Origin of the sequence: Streptomyces sp. NPDC001851 (assembly GCF_040297165.1) — a bacterium.
Taxonomy (GTDB): Bacteria; Actinomycetota; Actinomycetes; order Streptomycetales; family Streptomycetaceae; genus Streptomyces.
Genome location: NZ_JBEOYR010000007.1, coordinates 232,076 through 251,838, shown reverse-complemented (window position 1 = coordinate 251,838; position 19,763 = coordinate 232,076). Strand labels below are relative to the sequence as shown.

The 19,763-nt window shown below is 72.6% G+C and carries 22 protein-coding genes; 9 read left to right on the top strand and 13 right to left on the bottom strand.

Annotated elements, in window-relative coordinates:
* Positions 1-7: 7 nt before the first annotated feature.
* The 5 genes from ABT171_RS12775 (at position 8) to ABT171_RS12755 (ending at position 4,634) form a co-directional block, all read left to right on the top strand.
* On the top strand, positions 8-787 hold the full coding sequence (locus ABT171_RS12775; RefSeq protein ID WP_351242794.1) for an FMN-binding protein: 780 nt from the start codon (positions 8-10) through the stop codon (positions 785-787).
* 4 nt (positions 788-791) lie between these two features.
* A complete protein-coding gene (locus ABT171_RS12770) occupies positions 792-1,583 on the top strand; it encodes an FAD:protein FMN transferase (RefSeq protein WP_351242954.1) in 792 nt (263 codons plus the stop codon).
* An 83-nt stretch (positions 1,584-1,666) separates the two neighbouring features.
* Positions 1,667-1,876 carry a hypothetical protein gene (locus ABT171_RS12765; RefSeq protein ID WP_351242792.1) on the top strand — a complete coding sequence of 70 codons (210 nt, stop codon included), beginning with the start codon at positions 1,667-1,669 and terminating at the stop codon, positions 1,874-1,876.
* A gap of 74 nt (positions 1,877-1,950) precedes the next feature.
* Positions 1,951-3,765, top strand: a complete 1,815-nt coding sequence (locus ABT171_RS12760; RefSeq protein WP_351242790.1) for an ABC transporter ATP-binding protein — start codon at positions 1,951-1,953, stop codon at positions 3,763-3,765.
* Positions 3,762-4,634 (top strand): serine/threonine-protein kinase, encoded by an 873-nt coding sequence (locus ABT171_RS12755; protein WP_351242788.1) that lies wholly within the window; start codon positions 3,762-3,764, stop codon positions 4,632-4,634. The genes ABT171_RS12760 and ABT171_RS12755 overlap by 4 nt, the downstream gene beginning before the upstream one ends.
* Before the next feature lie 17 nt (positions 4,635-4,651).
* Here ABT171_RS12755 and ABT171_RS12750 read toward each other — a convergent pair whose 3' ends face one another.
* The 10 genes from ABT171_RS12750 to ABT171_RS12705 all read right to left on the bottom strand — a co-directional run bounded on the left by ABT171_RS12750 (position 4,652) and on the right by ABT171_RS12705 (position 13,351).
* The gene (locus ABT171_RS12750) at positions 4,652-5,428 is read right to left on the bottom strand and encodes a hypothetical protein (protein WP_351242786.1); all 777 of its coding nucleotides are present in this window, start codon (positions 5,426-5,428) and stop codon (positions 4,652-4,654) included.
* Positions 5,418-6,005, bottom strand: a complete 588-nt coding sequence (locus tag ABT171_RS12745; protein ID WP_351242784.1) for an RNA polymerase sigma factor — start codon at positions 6,003-6,005, stop codon at positions 5,418-5,420. Before ABT171_RS12745 ends, ABT171_RS12750 begins: the two co-directional genes overlap by 11 nt.
* Before the next feature lie 110 nt (positions 6,006-6,115).
* Positions 6,116-6,661, bottom strand: coding sequence for an arginine repressor (locus ABT171_RS12740; protein WP_351242782.1), 546 nt, complete (start codon positions 6,659-6,661; stop codon positions 6,116-6,118).
* A gap of 7 nt (positions 6,662-6,668) precedes the next feature.
* A complete protein-coding gene (locus ABT171_RS12735; RefSeq protein ID WP_351242780.1) occupies positions 6,669-7,874 on the bottom strand; it encodes an acetylornithine transaminase in 1,206 nt (401 codons plus the stop codon).
* Positions 7,871-8,785, bottom strand: a complete 915-nt coding sequence (gene argB / locus ABT171_RS12730; RefSeq protein ID WP_351242778.1) for an acetylglutamate kinase — start codon at positions 8,783-8,785, stop codon at positions 7,871-7,873. Before argB ends, ABT171_RS12735 begins: the two co-directional genes overlap by 4 nt.
* Positions 8,782-9,933, bottom strand: coding sequence for a bifunctional glutamate N-acetyltransferase/amino-acid acetyltransferase ArgJ (argJ, locus tag ABT171_RS12725; RefSeq protein ID WP_351242776.1), 1,152 nt, complete (start codon positions 9,931-9,933; stop codon positions 8,782-8,784). The genes argB and argJ overlap by 4 nt, the downstream gene beginning before the upstream one ends.
* Positions 9,930-10,958, bottom strand: a complete 1,029-nt coding sequence (gene argC / locus ABT171_RS12720) for an N-acetyl-gamma-glutamyl-phosphate reductase (RefSeq protein WP_351242774.1) — start codon at positions 10,956-10,958, stop codon at positions 9,930-9,932. Before argC ends, argJ begins: the two co-directional genes overlap by 4 nt.
* Positions 10,959-11,068: 110 nt before the next feature.
* On the bottom strand, positions 11,069-12,355 hold the full coding sequence (locus ABT171_RS12715) for an MFS transporter (protein ID WP_351242772.1): 1,287 nt from the start codon (positions 12,353-12,355) through the stop codon (positions 11,069-11,071).
* Positions 12,352-12,891, bottom strand: coding sequence for an ArsR/SmtB family transcription factor (locus ABT171_RS12710; RefSeq protein WP_351242770.1), 540 nt, complete (start codon positions 12,889-12,891; stop codon positions 12,352-12,354). The genes ABT171_RS12715 and ABT171_RS12710 overlap by 4 nt, the downstream gene beginning before the upstream one ends.
* Positions 12,892-12,982: 91 nt before the next feature.
* The gene (locus ABT171_RS12705) at positions 12,983-13,351 is read right to left on the bottom strand and encodes a GtrA family protein (RefSeq protein WP_351242768.1); all 369 of its coding nucleotides are present in this window, start codon (positions 13,349-13,351) and stop codon (positions 12,983-12,985) included.
* A 160-nt stretch (positions 13,352-13,511) separates the two neighbouring features.
* Between ABT171_RS12705 and ABT171_RS12700 the strand changes: the two genes are divergently transcribed.
* Positions 13,512-13,955: a DUF6314 family protein gene (locus tag ABT171_RS12700; protein ID WP_351242766.1), complete on the top strand. Its 444-nt coding sequence runs from the start codon at positions 13,512-13,514 to the stop codon at positions 13,953-13,955.
* Here the strand turns inward: ABT171_RS12700 and ABT171_RS12695 are convergent.
* Together ABT171_RS12695 and ABT171_RS12685 are read right to left on the bottom strand one after the other, a co-directional pair.
* Positions 13,940-14,530 carry a histidine phosphatase family protein gene (locus ABT171_RS12695; RefSeq protein WP_351242764.1) on the bottom strand — a complete coding sequence of 197 codons (591 nt, stop codon included), beginning with the start codon at positions 14,528-14,530 and terminating at the stop codon, positions 13,940-13,942. The genes ABT171_RS12700 and ABT171_RS12695 overlap by 16 nt on opposite strands.
* Positions 14,531-14,747: 217 nt before the next feature.
* Entirely contained in the window at positions 14,748-16,181 is a 1,434-nt protein-coding gene (locus ABT171_RS12685; RefSeq protein ID WP_351242762.1) for an aminotransferase-like domain-containing protein, read from the bottom strand.
* Between ABT171_RS12685 and ABT171_RS12680 the strand changes: the two genes are divergently transcribed.
* The gene (locus ABT171_RS12680) at positions 16,180-17,091 is read left to right on the top strand and encodes a DMT family transporter (RefSeq protein ID WP_351242760.1); all 912 of its coding nucleotides are present in this window, start codon (positions 16,180-16,182) and stop codon (positions 17,089-17,091) included. The two genes, ABT171_RS12685 and ABT171_RS12680, sit on opposite strands and share 2 nt — an antisense overlap.
* A gap of 20 nt (positions 17,092-17,111) precedes the next feature.
* Positions 17,112-17,339 carry a DUF1918 domain-containing protein gene (locus ABT171_RS12675; RefSeq protein ID WP_351242758.1) on the top strand — a complete coding sequence of 76 codons (228 nt, stop codon included), beginning with the start codon at positions 17,112-17,114 and terminating at the stop codon, positions 17,337-17,339.
* Here the strand turns inward: ABT171_RS12675 and ABT171_RS12670 are convergent.
* Complete coding sequence (locus tag ABT171_RS12670) at positions 17,309-18,535, bottom strand: glycoside hydrolase family 10-like protein (protein ID WP_351242756.1); 1,227 nt, start codon at positions 18,533-18,535, stop codon at positions 17,309-17,311. The genes ABT171_RS12675 and ABT171_RS12670 overlap by 31 nt on opposite strands.
* A gap of 175 nt (positions 18,536-18,710) precedes the next feature.
* Here ABT171_RS12670 and ABT171_RS12665 point away from each other — a divergent pair, with 175 nt between their 5' ends.
* Entirely contained in the window at positions 18,711-19,583 is an 873-nt protein-coding gene (locus ABT171_RS12665) for a 3-hydroxybutyryl-CoA dehydrogenase (RefSeq protein ID WP_351242754.1), read from the top strand.
* The last annotated feature ends 180 nt before the right edge of the window (positions 19,584-19,763 follow it).

Sequence of the window (19,763 nt, the reverse complement as noted above, 5' to 3'; positions counted from 1 at the left end):
CGAAGCGATGAGGAAGAGCCACCCGATCCGCCGGGTCGTCCTGGCCACGGCCGCCACCGTGTCCGGTGTCGTACTGCTGCTGGCACTGAAGCCGGCCTCCGGCCCGGCCTCCGCGTCGGCGGTGGGCGCGGCGCCGTCGCAGGGCGCGGGGGCGCAGCAGTCACCGCAGGGCGGCACCGCGGGCGGCGCGCAGGCCTCCACCGGTTCCGGCACGGTGACCGGTGACGCGGCGCAGACCCAGTACGGGACCGTGCAGGTACGGCTGACCGTGGCCGGCGGCAAGGTCACCAAGGCGGAGGCGGTACAGGCACCGAAGGGCGGGCTCAGCGACCAGAAGACCGCCATGGCGGTCCCCAGACTCAACCAGGAGGCCGTCGCGGCGCAGAGCGCGCGGATCGACTCGGTGTCGGGGGCGACGTACACGAGCGCGGGATACAGGAAGTCGCTGCAGTCGGCGCTGGACAAGGTGAAGTCGGCGCCGGCGTCGCACGCCGGGTCCTCGGGGGCCGCGCAGGCGCGCACCGTCACCGGGAAGGTCGCGCAGACGCAGTACGGTCCCGTCCAGGTGCGCGTCACCGTCGCCGGCGGCAAGGTCACCGAAGCCGAGGCGGTACAGGCGCCCAAGGGCGGGCTCAGCGACCAGAAGACCGCCATGGCGGTGCCGAAGCTCAACCAGGAGGCGGTGGCGGCCGGCACCGCGGACATCGACGCCGTCTCCGGCGCCACCTACACCAGCACCGGCTACCGGCAGTCGCTGCAGTCCGCGCTGGACCAGGCCGGTGGCTGACACCATGACCGGGCCGGCCGAGGCTCCCGCCGCGGTGCGTCACGCGGAGGAGGTCATGGGGACCGTCTTCTCCTTCGACGTCCGCGGCGGGGATCAGCGTGCGGTACGTGAGGTGCTGGCCGAGGCGGTCGCCGGGCTGCACCGGGCGGACGCGGTGTTCAGCACCTACCGGGAGGACAGCGAGATCGCGCGGCTGGCCCGGGGTGAGCTGACCGCGGCGGAGTGCGCGCCGGAGGTCGCCGAGGTGCTGGACCTCGCGGCCGAGGCGGAACGCACGAGCGGGGGCTGGTTCAGCGCCCGGTACCGGGGTGCGCTGGATCCCACCGGGATCGTCAAGGGCTGGGCGGCGGAGCGGGCCGCGCGGCTGCTGGCAGGGGTGCCGGGGGTGTGCGGGGTCAGCGTGAACGGCGGCGGGGACGTGCAGATGCTGGGCGCGCCGGAGCCGCACCGGCCGTGGCGGGTGGGGGTGGCGGACCCGCTGCGCCCGGGCGGTCTCGCGGCGGTGATCTCGGCGGCGGGAGCGGACGAACTCTCGGTGGCGACGTCGGGCACGGCCGAGCGGGGCGCGCACATCGTGGACCCGCGCACGGGCCGGCCGGCGGTCACGGACCTGGTGTCGGTGACGGTCGTGGGGCCGCGGCTGACCTGGGTGGACTGCTGGGCGACGGCGGCGTTCGCGATGGGGGCGCGGGCGGGCCTGGCATGGCTGGAGTCGCTGCCGGACGTGGAAGCGCTGCTCATCACGGCCGGCGACGAGGTGCGGTGCACCGGGGGGCTGGCCGCCAGGTTGGGTTGAAAAGGGAATTTTTTTCTGAAAACAGCCATCCGATGTCCACCCTGACACGTATCCCGTGTGCAGAAAGTTTCGGGAGGAACGCAATGGCTATCTTCAGCAGTCTCATGCCGGCCATGCGCCGGGACCACGGCGATGACTCGTCGGGCGGCAACGACTTCTCGGGGCACGGTCACGACCACGGTGACCACGGCGACCACGGCGACCACGGACACGGTCACGGACACGGTGACCACGGTCACGGCGGCCACGGACACGGCGGTCACGGCGGCCACGGCGGCCACGGCGGCTACTGATCACCCACGAGGGCTGAGCGGACCGGGAACCGGAGGACCCGGTCCGCTCCGCCGCACTCCGAGGAACTCGTCCCATGGCGCGTCTGCTGCGGCGTCTGCTGGCGGTCGGCGAGGGCTCCGACGCCGTCGTCGCGGCCGCGCCCACCGTCTCGCCGCGTGAGGTGTTCCGCCGGTTCTGGCCCTACACGCGCGGGGGCCGCCGATGGCTCGTGCCCCTGCTCCTGTTCAGCCTGTTCGGCCCGGCCGTCGACGCCGCGGAGATCTGGCTGTTCAAGTCCGTCGTGGACGGCGTGCTCGTCCCCCGCGACCTGCGGCCCCTGGAGTGGATCGCACCCGCCTACCTGGGGCTCATCCTCTGCTCCGGGGTACTGGGGTTCGCCGACGACGTGACGTCCACCTGGGTCGGCGAGCGCTTCTTGCTCTCGCTCCGCTCCGCCGTGTTCCGGCACGTCCAGGGGCTGTCGCTCGGCTTCTTCGAGCGCCGGCGGCTCGGGGACGTGCTGTCCCGTGTCACGGGCGACGTCGACGCGGTCGAGACGTTCCTGCTCTCCGGGGTGGCGGACGCCCTGTACTACGTCATCTGCCTGGGCGTCTATCTGGGGCTCCTGCTCTACCTGCGGTGGGACCTGACCCTGCTCGCCCTCGCCGTCGTACCGCTGTTCTGGGCCACCGCCCGGCACTTCTCACGGCTGGTCAAGACGGCGTCGCGGGAGCGCAGGCGCCGCAGCGGCTCGCTCAGCGCGGTCGCCGAGGAGGCGCTCGGCAACGTCGCCCTGGTGCAGGCCTACAACCGGCAGGGCTGGGAGGCGCACCGCTTCGACCGGGAGAGCATGGGCAGGTTCCGGGCGGCGATGGCCTCGGCGCGGATCCGGGCCGTCTACGCGCCCGTCGTCGAGATCATCGAGGTGACCGGCGGCCTGGCGGTGATGGGCCTCGGCACCTGGAAGCTGGCCCAGGGGCAGCTCACGCTGGGCGGACTGCTCGTCTTCCTGGCGCTGATCGGCAAGCTGTACGGCCCCGTCCACGGTCTGTCCCGGCTCGGCACCGGCTTCTACTCCGCCTCCGCCGCCGCCGAACGGATCATCGAGTTGCTGGACCAGCAACCGCAGGTGGCCGAGCCGCCGGCCCCCCGGCGGATCGGCCGGGCACGGGGCGATGTGTGCTTCGACGGCGTCTGGTTCCGTTATCCCGGCACCTCCCCGTGGGCGCTGTCGGACGTCTCCTTCCAGGCGGCGCCCGGCGAGACCCTGGCGCTGGTCGGGGCGAGCGGAGCCGGCAAGTCCACGGTCGCCAAGCTCCAGTTGCGGTTCTACGACCCCGACCGGGGCGCGGTCCTGCTCGACGGCACCGACCTGCGGGAGCTGAGCCCGACCGCCGTACGGGAGAACATCGCGGTGGTGCTCCAGGAGACGCTCGTCTTCCACGGCACCGTGCGGGAGAACATCGCCTACGGCCGGCCCGGCGCGAGTGAGGCGGACATCGTGGCGGCGGCGCGGGCCGCCGACGCCCACGAGTTCATCGAGCGGCTCCCGGAGGGCTACGACACGCTGGTCGGCCAGCGCGGCCGGACGCTGTCCGGCGGGCAGTGCCAGCGGCTGGCGATCGCCCGCGCGATGGTCAGGGACGCCCCGGTGCTGCTGCTGGACGAGCCGACCACGGGGCTGGACGCCCGGTCCGGCCGGCGGATCATGGACCCGCTGCGCCGGCTCATGGCCGGGCGGACCACCGTCGTCATCTCCCACAACCTGCTGACCGTCCGCGACGCCACGCGGATCGTGGTGCTCGACCACGGCCGGGTCGTGGAGTACGGCGCCCATGCCGACCTGCTCCGCGCCGGGGGCACGTACGCCCGGCTGCACCGCCTCGGCGCGGGCGCGGTGCTGTCATGAGCGGCCCCGAGCCCCTCGCACCGGGCACCAGGCCGGCGCCGGGATACGAGATCCTGGCACAGCTGGCGCGCACCGGATGGCAGGACGTGTACGACGCCTGGAGCGAGGAACGGTCCTGCCGCTGTGTGCTCAAGGTCGTGCGGCCGGACCGGCGGGACGAGGCGCAGCTGGGCGAGCGGCTGCTGCGGGAGGGCCGGTGGCTGCGGGAGTTCAGCCATCCCCATCTGGTCCGGGGCTACGACGTCTTCGCGTCGCCCGAGCCGCTCGTCGTCCTGGAGACGCTGACCGGTGAGACGCTGGCCCACCTCGTGCACCGGTTGCGGCGCCGGCCGGGCGCGGCGGACGTGGCGCTGCTCGGCGTGCAGCTGTGTTCCGCGGTGCACTACCTGCACGGCCGGGGCCTGCTGCACCTGGACCTCAAGCCGGCCAACGTGGTGGTGGAGCGTGGCCATGCGAAAGTGCTGGACCTGAGCGTCGCGCGGCCGCCCGGACCGGCGCCCGCGGGCGTGGGCACCCGCTGCTACCTGGCTCCGGAGCAGGCCCGCGGGGGGCCGCTCACGGCCGCCGCCGACGTGTGGGGCATCGGCGTCACACTGTTCGAGGTCGCGTGCGGTGAGCCGCCGTTCAGCCGCGCCGGGACGGGATCCCGGGGCCGGGCCGAGGCGGCCGACGCCGCCACCGGGGACCCGGACGGCCGGTATCCGCAGACGGAGGGGACCGCCCCGCCGATCGCCTCCCGGCGGCGGCTGCCGCCCGCGCTCGCCGCCGCCGTCGACGCCTGCCTGCTGATCGACCCGGCGAGCCGGCCCACGGTCGCCGAACTCGCCGCCGCCCTGGCAGCGACGCTGCCCCCGGCGCACCGTCCGTGAGCCGGACGGGCGGTGTCTCAGGCGCCCTCCGGTTCGACCACCTGGCCCTTCTCCAGTTGAGCCGTGGCGAGGACGGTGCCGTCCGGGGACGTCAGCCGGGCGCGGAGGACGGCCGACAGGTCGCCGGGGGCCCCCACGCCCCAGTCGCCGCGACCGCCACGCACGGAGAAGCTCCCGACGTCGACCATGCTGCCGTCCGCTCGCTCGAGAAGACAGGAGACCGTTCCGGTGTAGGAGCTGCGGCGCCCGGCGAGATCGACGGACATGAAGACCCAGGCATGGCTGCCGGGGTGGGCGTAGAACTCGCCGACCGACCGGCCGCTGGCCGCGATCATGTCGCCCACCAGCATGGGCTCGGACACGGTGGCGGGCGCGCTCACCGTGGCCTCCTGGACGGCGGTGCCGACCGCCCAGCCGGCGAACCCGACGGCGACCGCGAGCGTGCCGGCGACCGCCGCGAGCCGCAGCCGGGCCCTGCGGGCGCGGCGGGCACGGTCACGGAAGCGCCGGGGCGTACGGCCGGACGCGCGCGCGGGTCCGCCGCCCTCCTGCGCCGCCGCCTGCTGGGCCAGGCTGCGCGCCACCCGGGCCTCGAACCCGGAGGGCGGGTCACTGCACGGCAGCAGGCCGATCAGCCGGTCGCCGACCAGGGTCAGTTGCCGGACGTACTCCCGGCAGTCCGCGCACCGGTCCAGGTGGGCGACCGCTTCGGCCCGCTCGCTGCCGCACAGCACGCCCAGCGCGAGCTCGGCGCCGATCTCCCGCAGCGTGTCGCAGTTCGGGTCACTGGACATGGTCGCCTCGCTGCGGAGACGCGAGGGTGGTGCGCAGCTTGGCCATCGCGGCCCTGACCCGCGTCTTCGCGGTGCCCAGCGGGATCCCCTCCCGCTCGGCGATCTGCTGCGCCGTCAGTCCGTAGATGCCCGCCATCACCAGGGCCCGGGCCTGTTCCCGGGGCAGCCGCGCCACGGCGGCCCGCAGCTGGGAGGAGGCCTCGTCGGCCAGCGCCCACCGCTCGGGGGTCTGGGTGACGACAGCGAGCAGGGCGTCCAGGTCCTCGGACGCCATCGGCTCGGTCCGCTGTGCGCGCACGGCGTCGACGGCCAGGTTGTGCGCGATGGTCGTCAGCCAGGTGGCGACCGAGCCGCGCCGCGAGTCGTAGATCTGGGCGTGCCGCCAGGCCCGCTCGAACGTCAGCTGGGCGACGTCCTCGGCGAGCTGCTGATCGCGCGTGACCGCCATGGCGACTCCGAAGACCCGGTACTGGAACCGTCGTACGAACGTGTCCGCGAGTTCCGGATCACCGGTGGCCAGCCCGGACAGGAGAGCCTCGTCCGAGAGGCGGCTCACGGGGAACCGGAATCCCGACACACCTCTGTATACGGTCGAGGGCCGCCATGGGATTGCCGACCCACCTCTCCCCCCGCCGCGGAAGATCACATGCCCATTCTGCGCCGACCGGCGGGCCCCCGCATGCGGGGTCAGTGGCCGTTCTGCGCCAGCCGCAGCAGATGGTCCGCCAGAGCCTGCCCCCCGGTCGGGTCCCGGCTGATCAGCAGCAGCGTGTCGTCGCCGGCGATCGTGCCCAGGATGTCGTGCAGTTCGGCCTGGTCGATGGCCGAGGCGAGGAACTGGGCGGCACCGGGCGGGGTGCGCAGGACCACGAGGTTGGCGGAGGCCTCCGCGGAGATCAGCAGCTCCTGGGACAGGCGCCGCATCCGCTCCTCCTTCGCCGACTCCCCGAGCGGTGCGCGCGGGGTGCGGAATCCGCCCTCGCTGGGCACCGCGTAGATCAGCTCGCCGTCGGTGTTGCGGATCTTCACCGCGTTCAGCTCGTCGAGGTCCCGGGAGAGCGTCGCCTGGGTGACGCTCAGCCCGTCGTCGGCGAGCAGCTTCGCCAGCTGGCTCTGCGAGCGCACCGGCTGCCGGTTGAGGATGTCCACGATCCGGCGGTGCCGCGCGGTACGGGTCTGCGGCACGGCCGGTCCGGCACCCGCCGCCTGCTCGTGGTCCTGCGCCTGGCTCATCGTCGTCCTATTCTCCGGATCGTCCGTCCCCATCCACTGGGTTCGCTGCGTCGAGGATCCCGGGCAGCGCCTGGAGGAAGGCACCCACCTCGGCGTCGGAGAGGTTCAGCGGCGGCATGAGCCGTACGACGTCGGGGGCGGGCGCGTTCACCAGGAACCCGGCCTCCTGGGCCGCCTGCTGCACCTGCTGCGCGCGCGGCCCGGTGAGCACGATACCCAGGAGCAGGCCGGCACCCCGCACATAATCGATCAACGGGTGGCCCAGTCCCTCGATTCCCTCGCGCAGCCGCTCGCCCTGCCGCTTGACGTTCTCCAGCAGTCCTTCGTCCGCGATGGTGTCGAGGACGGCGAGTCCGGCGGCGCAGGCGACCGGGTTGCCGCCGAAGGTGGTGCCGTGGTGGCCGGGGTGGAGCAGTTCGGCGGCCCGGCCGAAGGCCACGGTGGCGCCGAGCGGCAGTCCGCCGCCGAGCTGCTTGGCGAGGGTGACGACATCCGGCAGCACGCCCTCGTGGGCCTGGTACTCGAACCAGGTGCCGGTACGGCCGATGCCGGTCTGCACCTCGTCCAGGACCAGCAGGGCGCCGGTGGCGGCGGTGATCGCGCGGGCGGCCTTCAGGTAGCCGGCCGGCGGCACCACGACCCCGTTCTCGCCCTGGACCGGCTCGATGACGACCAGCGCCGTCTCCTCGGTGACCGCGGCGGCGAGCGCCTGGGCGTCGCCGTAGGGCACATGGGTGACGTCGCCGGGCAGCGGCCGGAAGGGGTCCTGCTTGGCGGGCTGGCCGGTGAGCGCGAGGGCGCCCATCGTACGGCCGTGGAAGCCGCCGCTGGTGGCGACCATATGGGTGCGCCCAGTGAGCCGGCCGATCTTGACGGCGGCCTCGTTCGCCTCGGCCCCGGAGTTGCAGAAGAAGACCCGGCCCTCCCGGCCGAAGAGCTGCAGCAGCCGTTCGGCGAGGGCGACCGTGGGCTCGGCCATGAAGAAGTTGGAGATGTGGCCGAGCTGCCCGATCTGCCTGCTGACGGCCTCGACGATCGCCGGGTGGGCGTGCCCCAGGGCGTTGGTCGCGATACCCCCGACGAAGTCGTGGTACTCCCGGCCCTCGGCGTCCCACACCTTCACACCCTCGCCGCGCACGAGGGGCAGGCGCGGGGTGCCGTAGTTGTTCATGAGCGCGCCCCGCCAGCGCTCGGTCAGCTCCTGGTTGCTCATGACTCCCCCTGTTCGACCGGGATGTCGTCGGGCACGACCATGGTCCCGATGCCTTCGTCGGTGAAGATCTCCAGCAGGATCGAGTGCTGGACCCGGCCGTCGATGACGCGGGCGGTGTGCACGCCGTTGCGCACGGCGTGCAGGCAGCCCTCCATCTTCGGCACCATGCCGGAGCTCAGCTCCGGCAGCAGCTTCTCCAGCTGGGAAGCGGTGAGGCGGCTGATCACCTCGTCGGAGTTCGGCCAGTCCTCGTAGAGGCCCTCGACGTCGGTGAGGACCATGAGGGTTTCGGCGCCCAGTGCCGCAGCGAGTGCCGCAGCCGCCGTATCAGCATTGACGTTGTAGACATGGCCGTCGTCCTGACTGCGGGCGATGGAGGAGACGACCGGGATCCGGCCGTCGGCGAGCAGCGCCTCGATGGCGCCCGTGTCGATCGCGGTGATCTCGCCGACCCGTCCGATGTCGACCAGTTCGCCGTCGATCTCGGGCTGGTGCCTGGTGGCGGTGATGGTGTGCGCGTCCTCGCCGGTCAGGCCGACGGCGAGCGGCCCGTGCTGGTTGAGCAGACCGACCAGCTCGCGCTGCACCTGGCCGGCGAGCACCATCCGTACGACGTCCATGGCGTCCTCGGTGGTGACGCGCAGGCCCGCCTTGAACTCGCTGACGATGCCGTGCCGGTCGAGGGCGGCGCTGATCTGCGGGCCGCCGCCGTGGACGACGACGGGCTTCAGCCCGGCGTGGTGCAGGAACACCACGTCCTGGGCGAACGCGGCCTTCAGCTCCTCGTCGATCATGGCGTTGCCGCCGAACTTGATGACGACGGTCCTGCCGTTGTGCTTGACCAGCCACGGCAGCGCCTCGATGAGGATCTGGGCCTTGGGGAGCGCGGTGTGCTTACGCGTGGTGCTCATGACGAGTAGGCGCTGTTCTCGTGGACGTAGTCGGCAGTGAGGTCGTTGGTCCAGATGGTCGCGGTCTCGGTGCCGGCGGCCAGATCGGCGACGATGTGCACCTCGCGGTAGCGCATGTCGACCTTCTCGCGGTCCTCGCCGACCGAGCCGTTCTTGCACACCCAGACGCCGTTGATGGCGACGTTGAGCCGGTCGGGCTCGAAGGCGGCCCTCGTGGTGCCGATCGCGGAGAGCACGCGGCCCCAGTTGGGGTCCTCGCCGTGGATCGCGCACTTGAGGAGGTTGTTGCGGGCGATGGAGCGGCCCACCTCGACGGCGTCCTCCTCGCTGGCCGCGTTGACCACCTCGACCTTGATGTCCTTGCTGGCGCCCTCGGCGTCGCCGATCAGCTGCCGGCCGAGGTCGGCACAGACCTGCCGTACGGCGTCGGCGAACTCCGCGTACTCCGGGGCGATGCCGGAGGCGCCGGAGGCGAGCAGCAGCACGGTGTCGTTGGTGGACATGCAGCCGTCGGAGTCGACCCGGTCGAAGGTGACCCTGGTGGCGGCGCGCAGGGCCTTGTCCAGGGTCTCGCTGCCGAGGTCGGCGTCGGTGGTGAGGACGACGAGCATGGTGGCGAGGCCGGGGGCGAGCATGCCCGCGCCCTTGGCCATGCCGCCGACGGTCCAGCCGTCCTTGGTGACCACGGAGGTCTTGTGCACGGTGTCGGTGGTCTTGATGGCGATGGCGGCCTTCTCGCCGCCGTGCTCGGACAGCTGTGCGGCGGCCGTCTCGACGCCGGGCAGGAGCTTGTCCATGGGGAGCAGGACGCCGATGAGGCCCGTGGAGCAGACAGCGACCTCGATGGCGCCCCGGCCGAGCACCTCGGCGGCCTTCTCGGCGGTGGCGTGGGTGTCCTGGAAGCCCTTGGGGCCGGTGCAGGCGTTGGCGCCGCCCGAGTTCAGTACGACGGCGGAGACCTCACCGCTCTTGATCACCTGCTCGGACCACAGCACCGGTGCGGCCTTCACACGGTTGGAGGTGAAGACGCCCGCGGCGGCACGGCGGGGCCCGTCGTTGACCACGAGGGCCAGGTCGGGGTTGCCGTTCTCCTTGATCCCGGCGGCGATACCCGCCGCCGTGAATCCCTTGGCTGCCGTGACGCTCACGGTGCGACTCCGATCGTGGAAAGACCCGTGGTCTCGGGAAGACCCAGGGCGATGTTCATGCTCTGGACGGCACCGCCGGCGGTGCCCTTGGTCAGGTTGTCGATGGCGCTGATCGCGATGATGCGGCCCACGGACGCGTCGTACGCGACCTGCACCTGAACGGCGTTGGAACCGTGGACGGACGCCGTCGCGGGCCACTGGCCCTCGGGGAGCAGACGGACGAAGGGCTCGTCGGCGTAGGCCTTCTCGTAGGCGGCGCGGACGGAGTCCGCCGTCACCCCCTCGACGGCGGACGCGCTGCACGTGGCAAGGATCCCGCGGGGCATCGGCGCGAGGGTCGGCGTGAAGGAGACCTTCACGGCTTCACCGGCGGCGCCGCTGAGGTTCTGGACCATCTCGGGGGTGTGCCGGTGGCCGCCGCCGACGCCGTACGGCGACATGGAGCCCATGACCTCGCTGCCGAGCAGGTGCGGCTTGGGTGCCTTGCCCGCGCCGGAGGTGCCGGACGCAGCGACGATCACCGCCTCGGGCTCGGCCAGTCCGGCGGCGTAGGCCGGGAAGAGAGCCAGGGACACGGCGGTGGGGTAGCAACCGGGCACCGCGATGCGCTTGGACCCCTCCAGCGCGGCGCGGGCACCCGGAAGTTCGGGGAGGCCGTAGGGCCAGGTACCGGCGTGCTCGGAGCCGTAGAAGGCCTCCCAGTCTGCCGGGTCCTTCAGCCGGAAGTCGGCGCCCATGTCGACCACGAGGACGTCCGGGCCGAGTTGCTCGGCGACGGCGGCGGACTGTCCGTGCGGCAGCGCGAGGAAGACGACGTCGTGCCCGGCGAGCGCCTCGGCCGTGGTCGGGGCGAGCACGCGGTCGGCCAGCGGCAGCAGATGCGGCTGGAGCGCGCCGAGCCGCTGGCCTGCGTTGGAGTTCCCGGTCAGGGCACCGATCTCGACCTCGGGGTGCGCGAGGAGCAGGCGCAGGAGCTCTCCGCCCGCGTATCCGCTCGCTCCGGCAACCGCCGCACGTACCGCCATGTCCATCCTCCTCGTGATGGCATGACTATACGTAGCACTGCACTTTTATGCAACGGCTCTGCACGCTGGGCCACTCGTTGCATCCCGTGCAGGCCGGGATCTCGGGAGCCCTAGACGGCACCCTCCTGAACGGGGGCCCGGGATTCCGGGTGGTCTGGATCAACAGCCGGGGCGGCGGCACGCAGCGCCGCCTCGACCCGGCGGTTGCTGGTCATGGTCGCCGTGACGGCGGTCATGGTGAGGAGGAGGCCGGCGGCGGCGCAGAGCGGGGTGCGTACGTCGTAGGCGGTGGCCAGCCAGCCGCCGAGGAAGGCGCCGAACGGGGCGGCGCACATGGCGAGCATGCGGGAGGTGGAGGCGACCCGGCCCATCAGGTGGGCGGGGACGATCGCCTGCCGGAGGGAGGGGCCGAGCACCATCGTGGCACCCATGCCCGCTCCGCAGACGGCGAGCGCGAGGCCGGCGACGTACGGGTTCGGGGCGGCGGCAAGGCCCAGGACGGCGAGTCCCTCGACTGCGGCCGTGCAGGTCAGCGCGGCGCCCGTGCCGAGTCGCCGGCCGAGGAAGGAGGCGATGCCCGCGCCGAGCAGACCGCCGGTGGCCTCCGCCGTGAGGAGCAGGCCGAAGCCGAAGGCGCCGATGCCGAGCCGGTCGTGCGCGAAGAGGGCGAGTACGGTCTCCACGGCGAGGAAGGCGATGTTCCCGACCGCCGGACGCAGCGCGAGCCCGAGCAGCAACCGGTCCCGGAAGACGTACGAGGCGCCGGCCCGCGCCTGCCGCAGCAGAGACTCACGGGCCTGCGGTACGGGCCGGGATGCGGCAGGCAGCGACCGTACGAGCAGTGCGGAGAGCGCGAACGACACCGCGTCGGCGAGCAGCGGAAACGCCCGCCCGAGCGCGAGCAGGGCACTGCCCGCAGGCGGCCCCGCGAAGCCGGACGCGGCGGTCTGGGCGCCGCGCAGGCGGGAGTTGGCGCGCTCCAGGAGCGCTGGGGCGCGGCCGAGCAGATCCGGCAGATAGGCCGTGGCGGCCGTGTCGAAGAAGAGCCCGCCGAGGCCGAGCAGGAAGGCGACGGCCGCGAGCAGCGGAATGCTCAGCACGTCGAGCGCGGCCGCTGCCGCCGGTATGGCGAGCAGCACCGCACGCGCCGCGTCCGTGACCCACATCGTGCGCCGGCGGTCCCAGCGGTCCACCAGCGCACCGCCGAGCACCCCGAAGAGCAGCCACGGCAGCGTTCCGGCGGCCGAGACGACGGCGAGCGCCATCGGATCCCGCGTCAACGTCAACGCGAGCAGCGGCAGCGCGGCATGCGTCACCCCGTCACCGAGCGAGGACACCGTCTGGGCGGTCCACAGCCGTCCGAACCCGGTCGGCAACTTCCGGTCGTCCGAGGTCACTTGGCGTCTCCTTCGGTCTGCGCGTGCCGCGCCGGGTGGAACAGCGCGAAGACGAGTGACGCGTCCGGCAGCGACGGGTCGGACAGCTCCCGGTACTCGTCCGCCAGCGCCTGCAGTCGCGCCCCCAGCTCCGCGAACTGCTCATCGGTGAGCCGCAGATGCGCCATCCGCACGTGCCGCTCACTGTCCGCCGGCGCGGCCTCCAGGTCCGCCACCGCGTGCCGCATCAGCACATCCGGCCCGCCCTCGCCCGGATCCGGCAGCACGATCGCCCGCGCGGCCATCGCGTAGTACCGCTCGGTGACCCCCCGGACCTTCCGCGTGCGTACCACCTTCACCAGGCCGGCCCGTTCGAGCAGCCGTACGTGGTAGCTGGAACTCCCCTTCGCGAGGCCCACTCGCTCGGCGATCTGCGTGATCGTCGCGGGCTCGAAGCGGAGCACGGCCATGATCCGGTGACGCGTGAGGTTGGAGACGGCGCGTAGCTGCTCGTCGGTGGTGACGTGGAACGTCTCGGGAACATCATCGGTAGGCATGGAGCTAATGGTCAACGTTTCTTGACCATTGCGCAAGGGGTTTGGCCCGGCAAGAGTTGGGAGCCACCCTCACGCGTCGCGCATGTCTTCGTCACACAGATCTGGGGAGCATCACCCAGCGCGAGACGACGAAGGTGACCGGGATCGCCGCGGCGGACGCGAGCAGCGGGGCGAGACGGTTGCCGGTGTGCAGGACGTCGACGATCACATACACGCCGGCCGTGGTGATGAGGAAGTTGGTCACATTGGTCAGCGGGAACAGCAGGAACTTCCGCCAGGTGGGGCGCGTGCGGTAGGTGAAGCGGGCGTTCAGGAAGAAGGAGCCGACCATGCTGAGCGCGAAGGCGAGAACATGCGCGGCCAGGTAGGGCAGCCACGTGAGGAACATCAGGTAGAGGCAGTAGTAAGCGGCGGTGTTGAGGACGCCGACCAGCGCGAAGGTGAGGATCTGCCGTTTCAAGGAGTGAGGTCTTTCGTCCGTTCCGCAGGGGTCCTCTCAGCATGACCATGTACACGCCCGCCAGGGCGGTGACGGCGGTGATGATCGTCACATGGCCGGGGTCCGGACCGTCACGGCTTAAGCTCGATCGCGCCTGAAGGGGAAACGGAAGGGCAGTGCGGTGAACGAGGAGTTCTGGCCGGTGGCCGACCTGCTGGCGCACCTCACCGGCCGCTGGCGCGTCGAGCGGGACGTGCGGGATCTGGCGAGCGGGGACGAGGGCCGCTTCGAAGGGGTCGTCCGCTTCACCCCGCTGACCGGCGGAGGCCTGCTGCACGAGGAGTCCGGCGCGTTCACCTGGCAGGGCGTGACGCGCCCGGCGGCCCGGACGCTGCGGTTCCTGCCGGGGCCCACGCCGGGCACCGCCGACGTGCGGTTCGCGGACGGGCGGCCCTTCCACCAGCTGGACCTGACCTCGGGGCGGTATGTCGCCGACCACCCGTGCGCGGCCGACCTCTACCGGGGTGAGTTCACCGTCCAGGACGCCGACCACTGGCGCACGGTGTGGCGGGTCGGCGGTCCGGCGAAGGATCTGGTGCTGACCACGGACTATGTGCGGGGCTGAGCACGGAAGGCGTCCAGGCGGAGGTTCCAGCGGCCCGTGCGGCCGGTGACGGTGGACGTGGACAGGGGGCGCACGTCGATGTTCCAGTAGGTCGCGGGCGGCGCCTTCAGGGCGTAGACCAGGGCCGCGCGGATCACGGCGGGCTCGGCCACGGCGACGATCCGGCCGGCGTCGTCCGCCGGCCGGGTGTCCAGCCAGCCGCCGACCCGGGAGATGAAGGCCAGCAGGGACTCGCCACCGTGCGGGGTGGCGCGCGGGTCGGCGAGCCAGGCGTCCACCGCCTCCGGCTCCCGGGCCATCGCCTCGCCCAGCGTCATCCCGCGCCAGCGGCCCATGTCGCACTCCCGCAGGGCCAGTTGGACCAGCGGGGCATATCCGAGCGCGTCGCCGGTGGCCCGGCTGCGCGGGGTCGGCGAGCAGTAGCGCAGCTCGGCCGCCGCCAGCGGCAGCAGGTCCCCGGCGGCGCGCTGGACCTCGTCCCAGCCGGCCTGGTCCAGCGGCCGGTCGTCCTCGAAGCGCTCCGCGAGCAGCGGCGAACTGCGCGCGGCGGCGACGAACGTCACCCTCAGTGGCATGCGGTGATGGTGAGCCCGGAAGGTGCGCAGGTCAAGGGCTGTTGCCCAGGAGTTGTCAGTGGTATGCGCATGCTGACTCGAAGGGGTGGACCATCCACGCCATGGCCCGCTCGTGCTTCTCGCGGGTCCGGCCGATCGCCCAGTAGGCGTCGGCCGACAGCCGGCCGTGGACGCGGTCGACGTCGACGCGGCCGGTGCCGGCGGATTCACCCGCGCCCTAGAACACCTCGTCGCAGGCCGTCCGCAGGCGCCGTACCCCCTCGGTGATCTCGCCGGTTCCGGCGACCGCCGCGAAGCTCAGGCGGAGGTGGGCGGCGGGGGGCTCGGCGCTGAAGTAGGGGCGGCCGGGGGTGAGGGCGACGCCGGCGCGGAGGGCGGCCGCGGTGAGGGCGGCTTCGTCGGCGCCGTCGGGCAGGCGGAGCCAGAGGTGGTAGCCGCCGGACGGGATGTGCGGCAGGGCGAGTTCGGGCAGATGGGCGGTGAGTGCGGCCGCCATGGTGTCGCGGCGGGTCTTCAGCTCGGCCGACAAGTTGCGCAGATGACGGGGCCAGGCCGGGGAGCCGACCAGTTCAAGGGCCGCCTCCTGCAGCGGCCGGGGGACGAAGAAGCTGTCCACGACCTGGATGGCGCGCAGCCGTTCCAGTACCGGGCCGCGTGCGGCCAGTGCGCTCACCCGGAAGCTGGGCGAGGTCGCCTTGGTCAGCGAGCCGACGTGCACGACCACGCCGTCCGGGTCGTCGGCGGCCAGCGGGCGGGGCAGCGGGCCCGCGTCGGCGTGCACGAGGCGCCGGACGAAGTCGTCCTCGATGACGAACGCGCCCGCCTCGCGGGCGATGCGCAGCACCTCGGCGCGCCGGGCGGGGGCCAGGACGGCACCGGTGGGGTTCTGGAAGAGCGGCTGGCAGACGAACACCCGGGCGCCGCTGGCCCGGAAGGCGTCGGCGAGCAGGTCGGGGCGTACCCCGTCGGGGTCGACGGGTACCGGTACGGGGCGCAGTCCGGCGGCGCGGGCGAGGGCCAGCATGCCGGGGTAGGTGGGCGACTCGACGAGGACCGGGGCGCCGGGCTGGGCGAGCGCGCGCAGGGCGGTGGCCAGGGCGGACTGGCCGCCGGCCGCGATCAGCACCTCGGCGGCCGTGACGGCGCCGCCGATGCCGCGGGCGAACCACTCCCGCAGTTCCGGCAGTCCCTCCAGTGGCGGCCTCCCCCAGGCGCCCGGCCGCCGCCCGGCCCGGGCCAGGGCCGCCGCCATGGCCCGCTCCGGCTGCAGGGAGGGATGCGGATAGCCGCCGTTGAACTCCAGCACGCCGGGTGGCGGCGCGGCCAGTGACACGGTGACCCCGGAGGCGTCGACCGTGCGCGGTACGAGCTCGGCGGCACCGTCGGCGCTCAGCGCGACCTCCTGCCAGGAGGTGTCCCCGGCGGGCGTCTCCGCGGTGCGCGGTCCGGCCCGGAACGCACCGGCTCCGGGCCGGGTGACGACCAGCCCCTCGGCGGCCAGCTGGGCGAGGGCCCGCGAGACGGTCACCGGACTCACACGGAACCGCTCGACCAGCGCCCGGCTCGACGGGAGCTTTCCACCCGGGGAGTAGCGGTTGAGGTCCCGGCGGAGCTCTTCTGCCAGTTCACTGACGCTGCTACGCTGGTACATGAGAGCACAGAGTAGCGCTACTGTTCCGAGCACGATAGCGGTCACCGTTCCCCGCGAGCGGCGCGGCCTCGGCACCGGCCTCGCCGCCCTCGGCGTCGCCTCCTTCTCGCTGACCTTCCCCGCCACCGCCTGGGGCCTGGAGAGCTTCGGCCCCTGGTCCCTGGTGGCGGTGCGCAGCGTCCTCGCCGCGCTCGTCGCGGGCGGTTGTCTCCTCGCGCTCCGGGTCCGGCTGCCCGAGCGCCGGCATCTGCCGGGTCTCGCCGTCGTCGCCGCCGGCGTCGTGCTGGGCTTCCCGATGCTGACCACGCTCGCCCTGCAGACCTCCACCACGGCGCACGCCGCCGTCGTGGTGGGGCTGCTGCCGCTCACCACCGCCGTGTTCTCCGCCCTGCGCACCGGCAGCCGGCCCTCGCGCCGGTTCTGGCTGGCCGCGCTGGCGGGGGCCGCGGCCGTCGTCGCCTTCACCGTCACCCAGAGCGGCGGCGCGCTCACCGTCGCCGACGGATACCTGTTCGCGGCCCTGCTGGTGTGCGCGGCCGGCTACACCGAGGGCGGCCGGCTGGCCCGGGTGATGCCGGGCTGGCAGGTGATCGGCTGGGCGCTGGTGCTGTGCCTGCCGCTGAGCGTGCCCGCCGCCGCGGTGGCGCTGTCGTACGAGCCCGTGCACGCGACCGGGCACGGCGTCGCCGGTCTGCTGTGGGTGGCGCTCGGTTCGCAGTTCCTCGGTCTGGTCGTCTGGTACCGGGGCATGGCGGCCATCGGCATCCCGCGGGCCAGCCAGTTGCAGTTGGCTCAGCCCCTGCTCACACTGGTGTGGTCGGCGCTGCTGCTGGGCGAGCACTTCACGGCGGCCGCCCCGGTGACCGCCGTCGCCGTGCTCGTGTGCATCGCCGTCACACAGCGGTCGTGATCATGAGGAGGACCTGTCAGATGCGTGCATCCAAGGGCGACCGTCTTGTCCAGCACGGCAGGGTGGTCGGCCAACACGACCAGGTCTCTGAGGTAGTCGAAGTGCTGGGTTCCGAGGGCAACCCGCCGTACCGCGTCCGGTTCGAGGACGGGCACGAGGCGATCATGTCCCCCGGACCCGACTGCCAGGTCAAGCACCAGAACGCGCAGGCGATGGATCAACGGGGCGGCTTCGCCGATCGCCCGTAGTGGTCGGCGATCACGCGTGACATCGCCCCGATGGGGTCGGCCGCCACCTCCGTGGCGGCGAAGAACACATGCCCGCGCACCTGCGGGTGGCGAGCGGCGAGGGTGAGGTGCCGGGACAGCTCCACCGGGTCCTGCCAGGCCGAGGGCTGCCCGGCGGCCCCGGCCTTGTACAGGGCCTCGCCGAGGTACAGCCGCGTCCCGGTGCCCTGCGCGACCGACGCCCACCAGTCGGCCAGCTTCGCGTAGTCGGCGTCCGCGAAGCCGATGTTCCAGTACAGCTGCGGGACGATGTAGTCGATCCAGTGCTCGCGCACCCAGGTACGGGTGTCCGCGTACAGGTCGTCGTACGTCTGCACGCCCGCCCGGGTGTCCGAGCCGCGCGGGTCGGTCGAGGCGTTGCGCCAGACGCCGAACGGGCTGATCCCGAACCGGGTGCCGGGCCGGACCCGCTGGATGCCGACTGCCATCTCCCTGACCAGCGTGTCGACGTTGTCCCGCCGCCAGGCGGCCCGGCTGGAGAAGTCGTCGCCGTACCGGTCGTAGGCGTCATCGTCGTCGAAGGTCTGGCCGGCGACCGGGTACGGGTAGAAGTAGTCGTCGAAGTGGACGGCGTCGACCGGGTACGCGGCGACGGCGTCGAGCATCGCCTGCTGGACGAAGGCGCGGACCTCCGGCAGGCCGGGGTTGTAGTACAGCTTCCCGCCGTAGCGCACCACCCAGTCGGGGTGCTCCCGGGCCGGGTGCGAGGCGGCGAGCCGGCCGGGGTCGGCGTGGTTCGCGATCCGGTACGGGTTGAACCAGGCGTGCAGCTCCAGGCCCCGGTCGTGGGCCTCCCGCACCGCGGTGCCCAGCGGGTCCCAGCCGGGGTCGCGGCCCTGGGTGCCGGTGAGGTACCCGGACCAGGGCTCGTACGGTGACGGCCACAGGGCGTCGGCGGTGGGCCGAACCTGCAGGATCACCGTGTTGAGCCGGTCGCGGGCCGCCCTGTCGAGATGGGCGATCAGCTCCGCCCGCTGCGCGGCCGCGGGGAGACCGGGCCGGGACGGCCAGTCCCGGTTGGACACCGTCGCGATCCACACCCCCCGCATCTCGGCGGCCGAGCGCTGCCGACCAGCCGGTGCCGCGACCGCGAACGGCGCCGTGACCAGCGAGGACAGCGCCGCCAGGAGGAAAGCCCGCCGTGCCGGCCGCCTCATCCGCACACCCCCGTACGCTAGGGATCCGCTCCATCACGGATCGTTCCGCGCCCCAGGATGCACCGACCCGGGCGATCGATCATCGATACTTGGCGGTAACGTGCACGATCGGAGCAGGCGCCGAACCCGGAGGTCTGCCAGCGAGAGCCGGAACACCAGCGAAGGGGACGATGTCATGGGCTTCCCATCGGGAGACATTGCGCGGGTCGGAGTCGTGGGCTGCGGCCAGATGGGCGCGGGCATCGCCGAGGTGTGCGCCCGCGCGGGGCTGGACGTGAAGGTCGCCGAGACCACCGGCGAGGCCCTGGAGATCGGCCGTACCCGGCTGCTCAACTCTCTGACCAAGGCCGCCGAGCGCGGCAAGATCACCGAGGAGGAGCGGGACTCCACGCAGGCGCGCCTCAGCTTCACCACGGACCTCGGCGAGTTCGCCGACCGGGACCTCGTGATCGAGGCCGTCGTGGAGAACGAGCAGGTGAAGACGGAGATCTTCCAGGTGCTCGACCAGGTGGTGACCCGCCCGGACGCGATCCTCGCCTCCAACACCTCCTCCATCCCGCTGGTGAAACTGGCGGTCGCCACCTCCCGCCCCGACCACGTCGTCGGCATCCACTTCTTCAACCCGGCCCCCGTGCAGAAGCTCGTCGAGCTGATCCCGGCGCTCACCACCTCCGAGGGCACGCTGAGCCGCGCCCAGGTCTTCGCCGAGAAACTGCTCGGCAAGCACGCCATCCGCGCCCAGGACCGCTCCGGCTTCGTGGTGAACGCGCTGCTCGTGCCGTACCTGCTCTCCGCGATCCGGATGTTCGAGTCGGGCATCGCCAGCCGTGAGGACATCGACAACGGCATGGAGATGGGCTGCGCCCACCCGATGGGCCCGCTGAAGCTGTCCGACCTGATCGGCCTGGACACCATCGTCTCCATCGCCAACTCGATGTACGCCGAGTACAAGGAGCCGCTGTACGCCGCTCCCCCGCTGCTCCAGCGCATGGTCGAGGCGGGCCGGCTGGGCCGGAAGACCGGCTCGGGGTTCTACACCTACGGCTGATCGCCGAAGGTGACGTCCGTGGGCCCGGCACCCGGTGTGGGTGCCGGGCCCGTCTGTTTCACACACGGTGTGCGCGCCGGGCCCGCATATGCCCGTCACACACACTATCCAGCCGCCCACCAGGCGAGTTCACTCTTTATGCCCATGCAAGGAATGCGGGACCCACACGTTCGACTACGA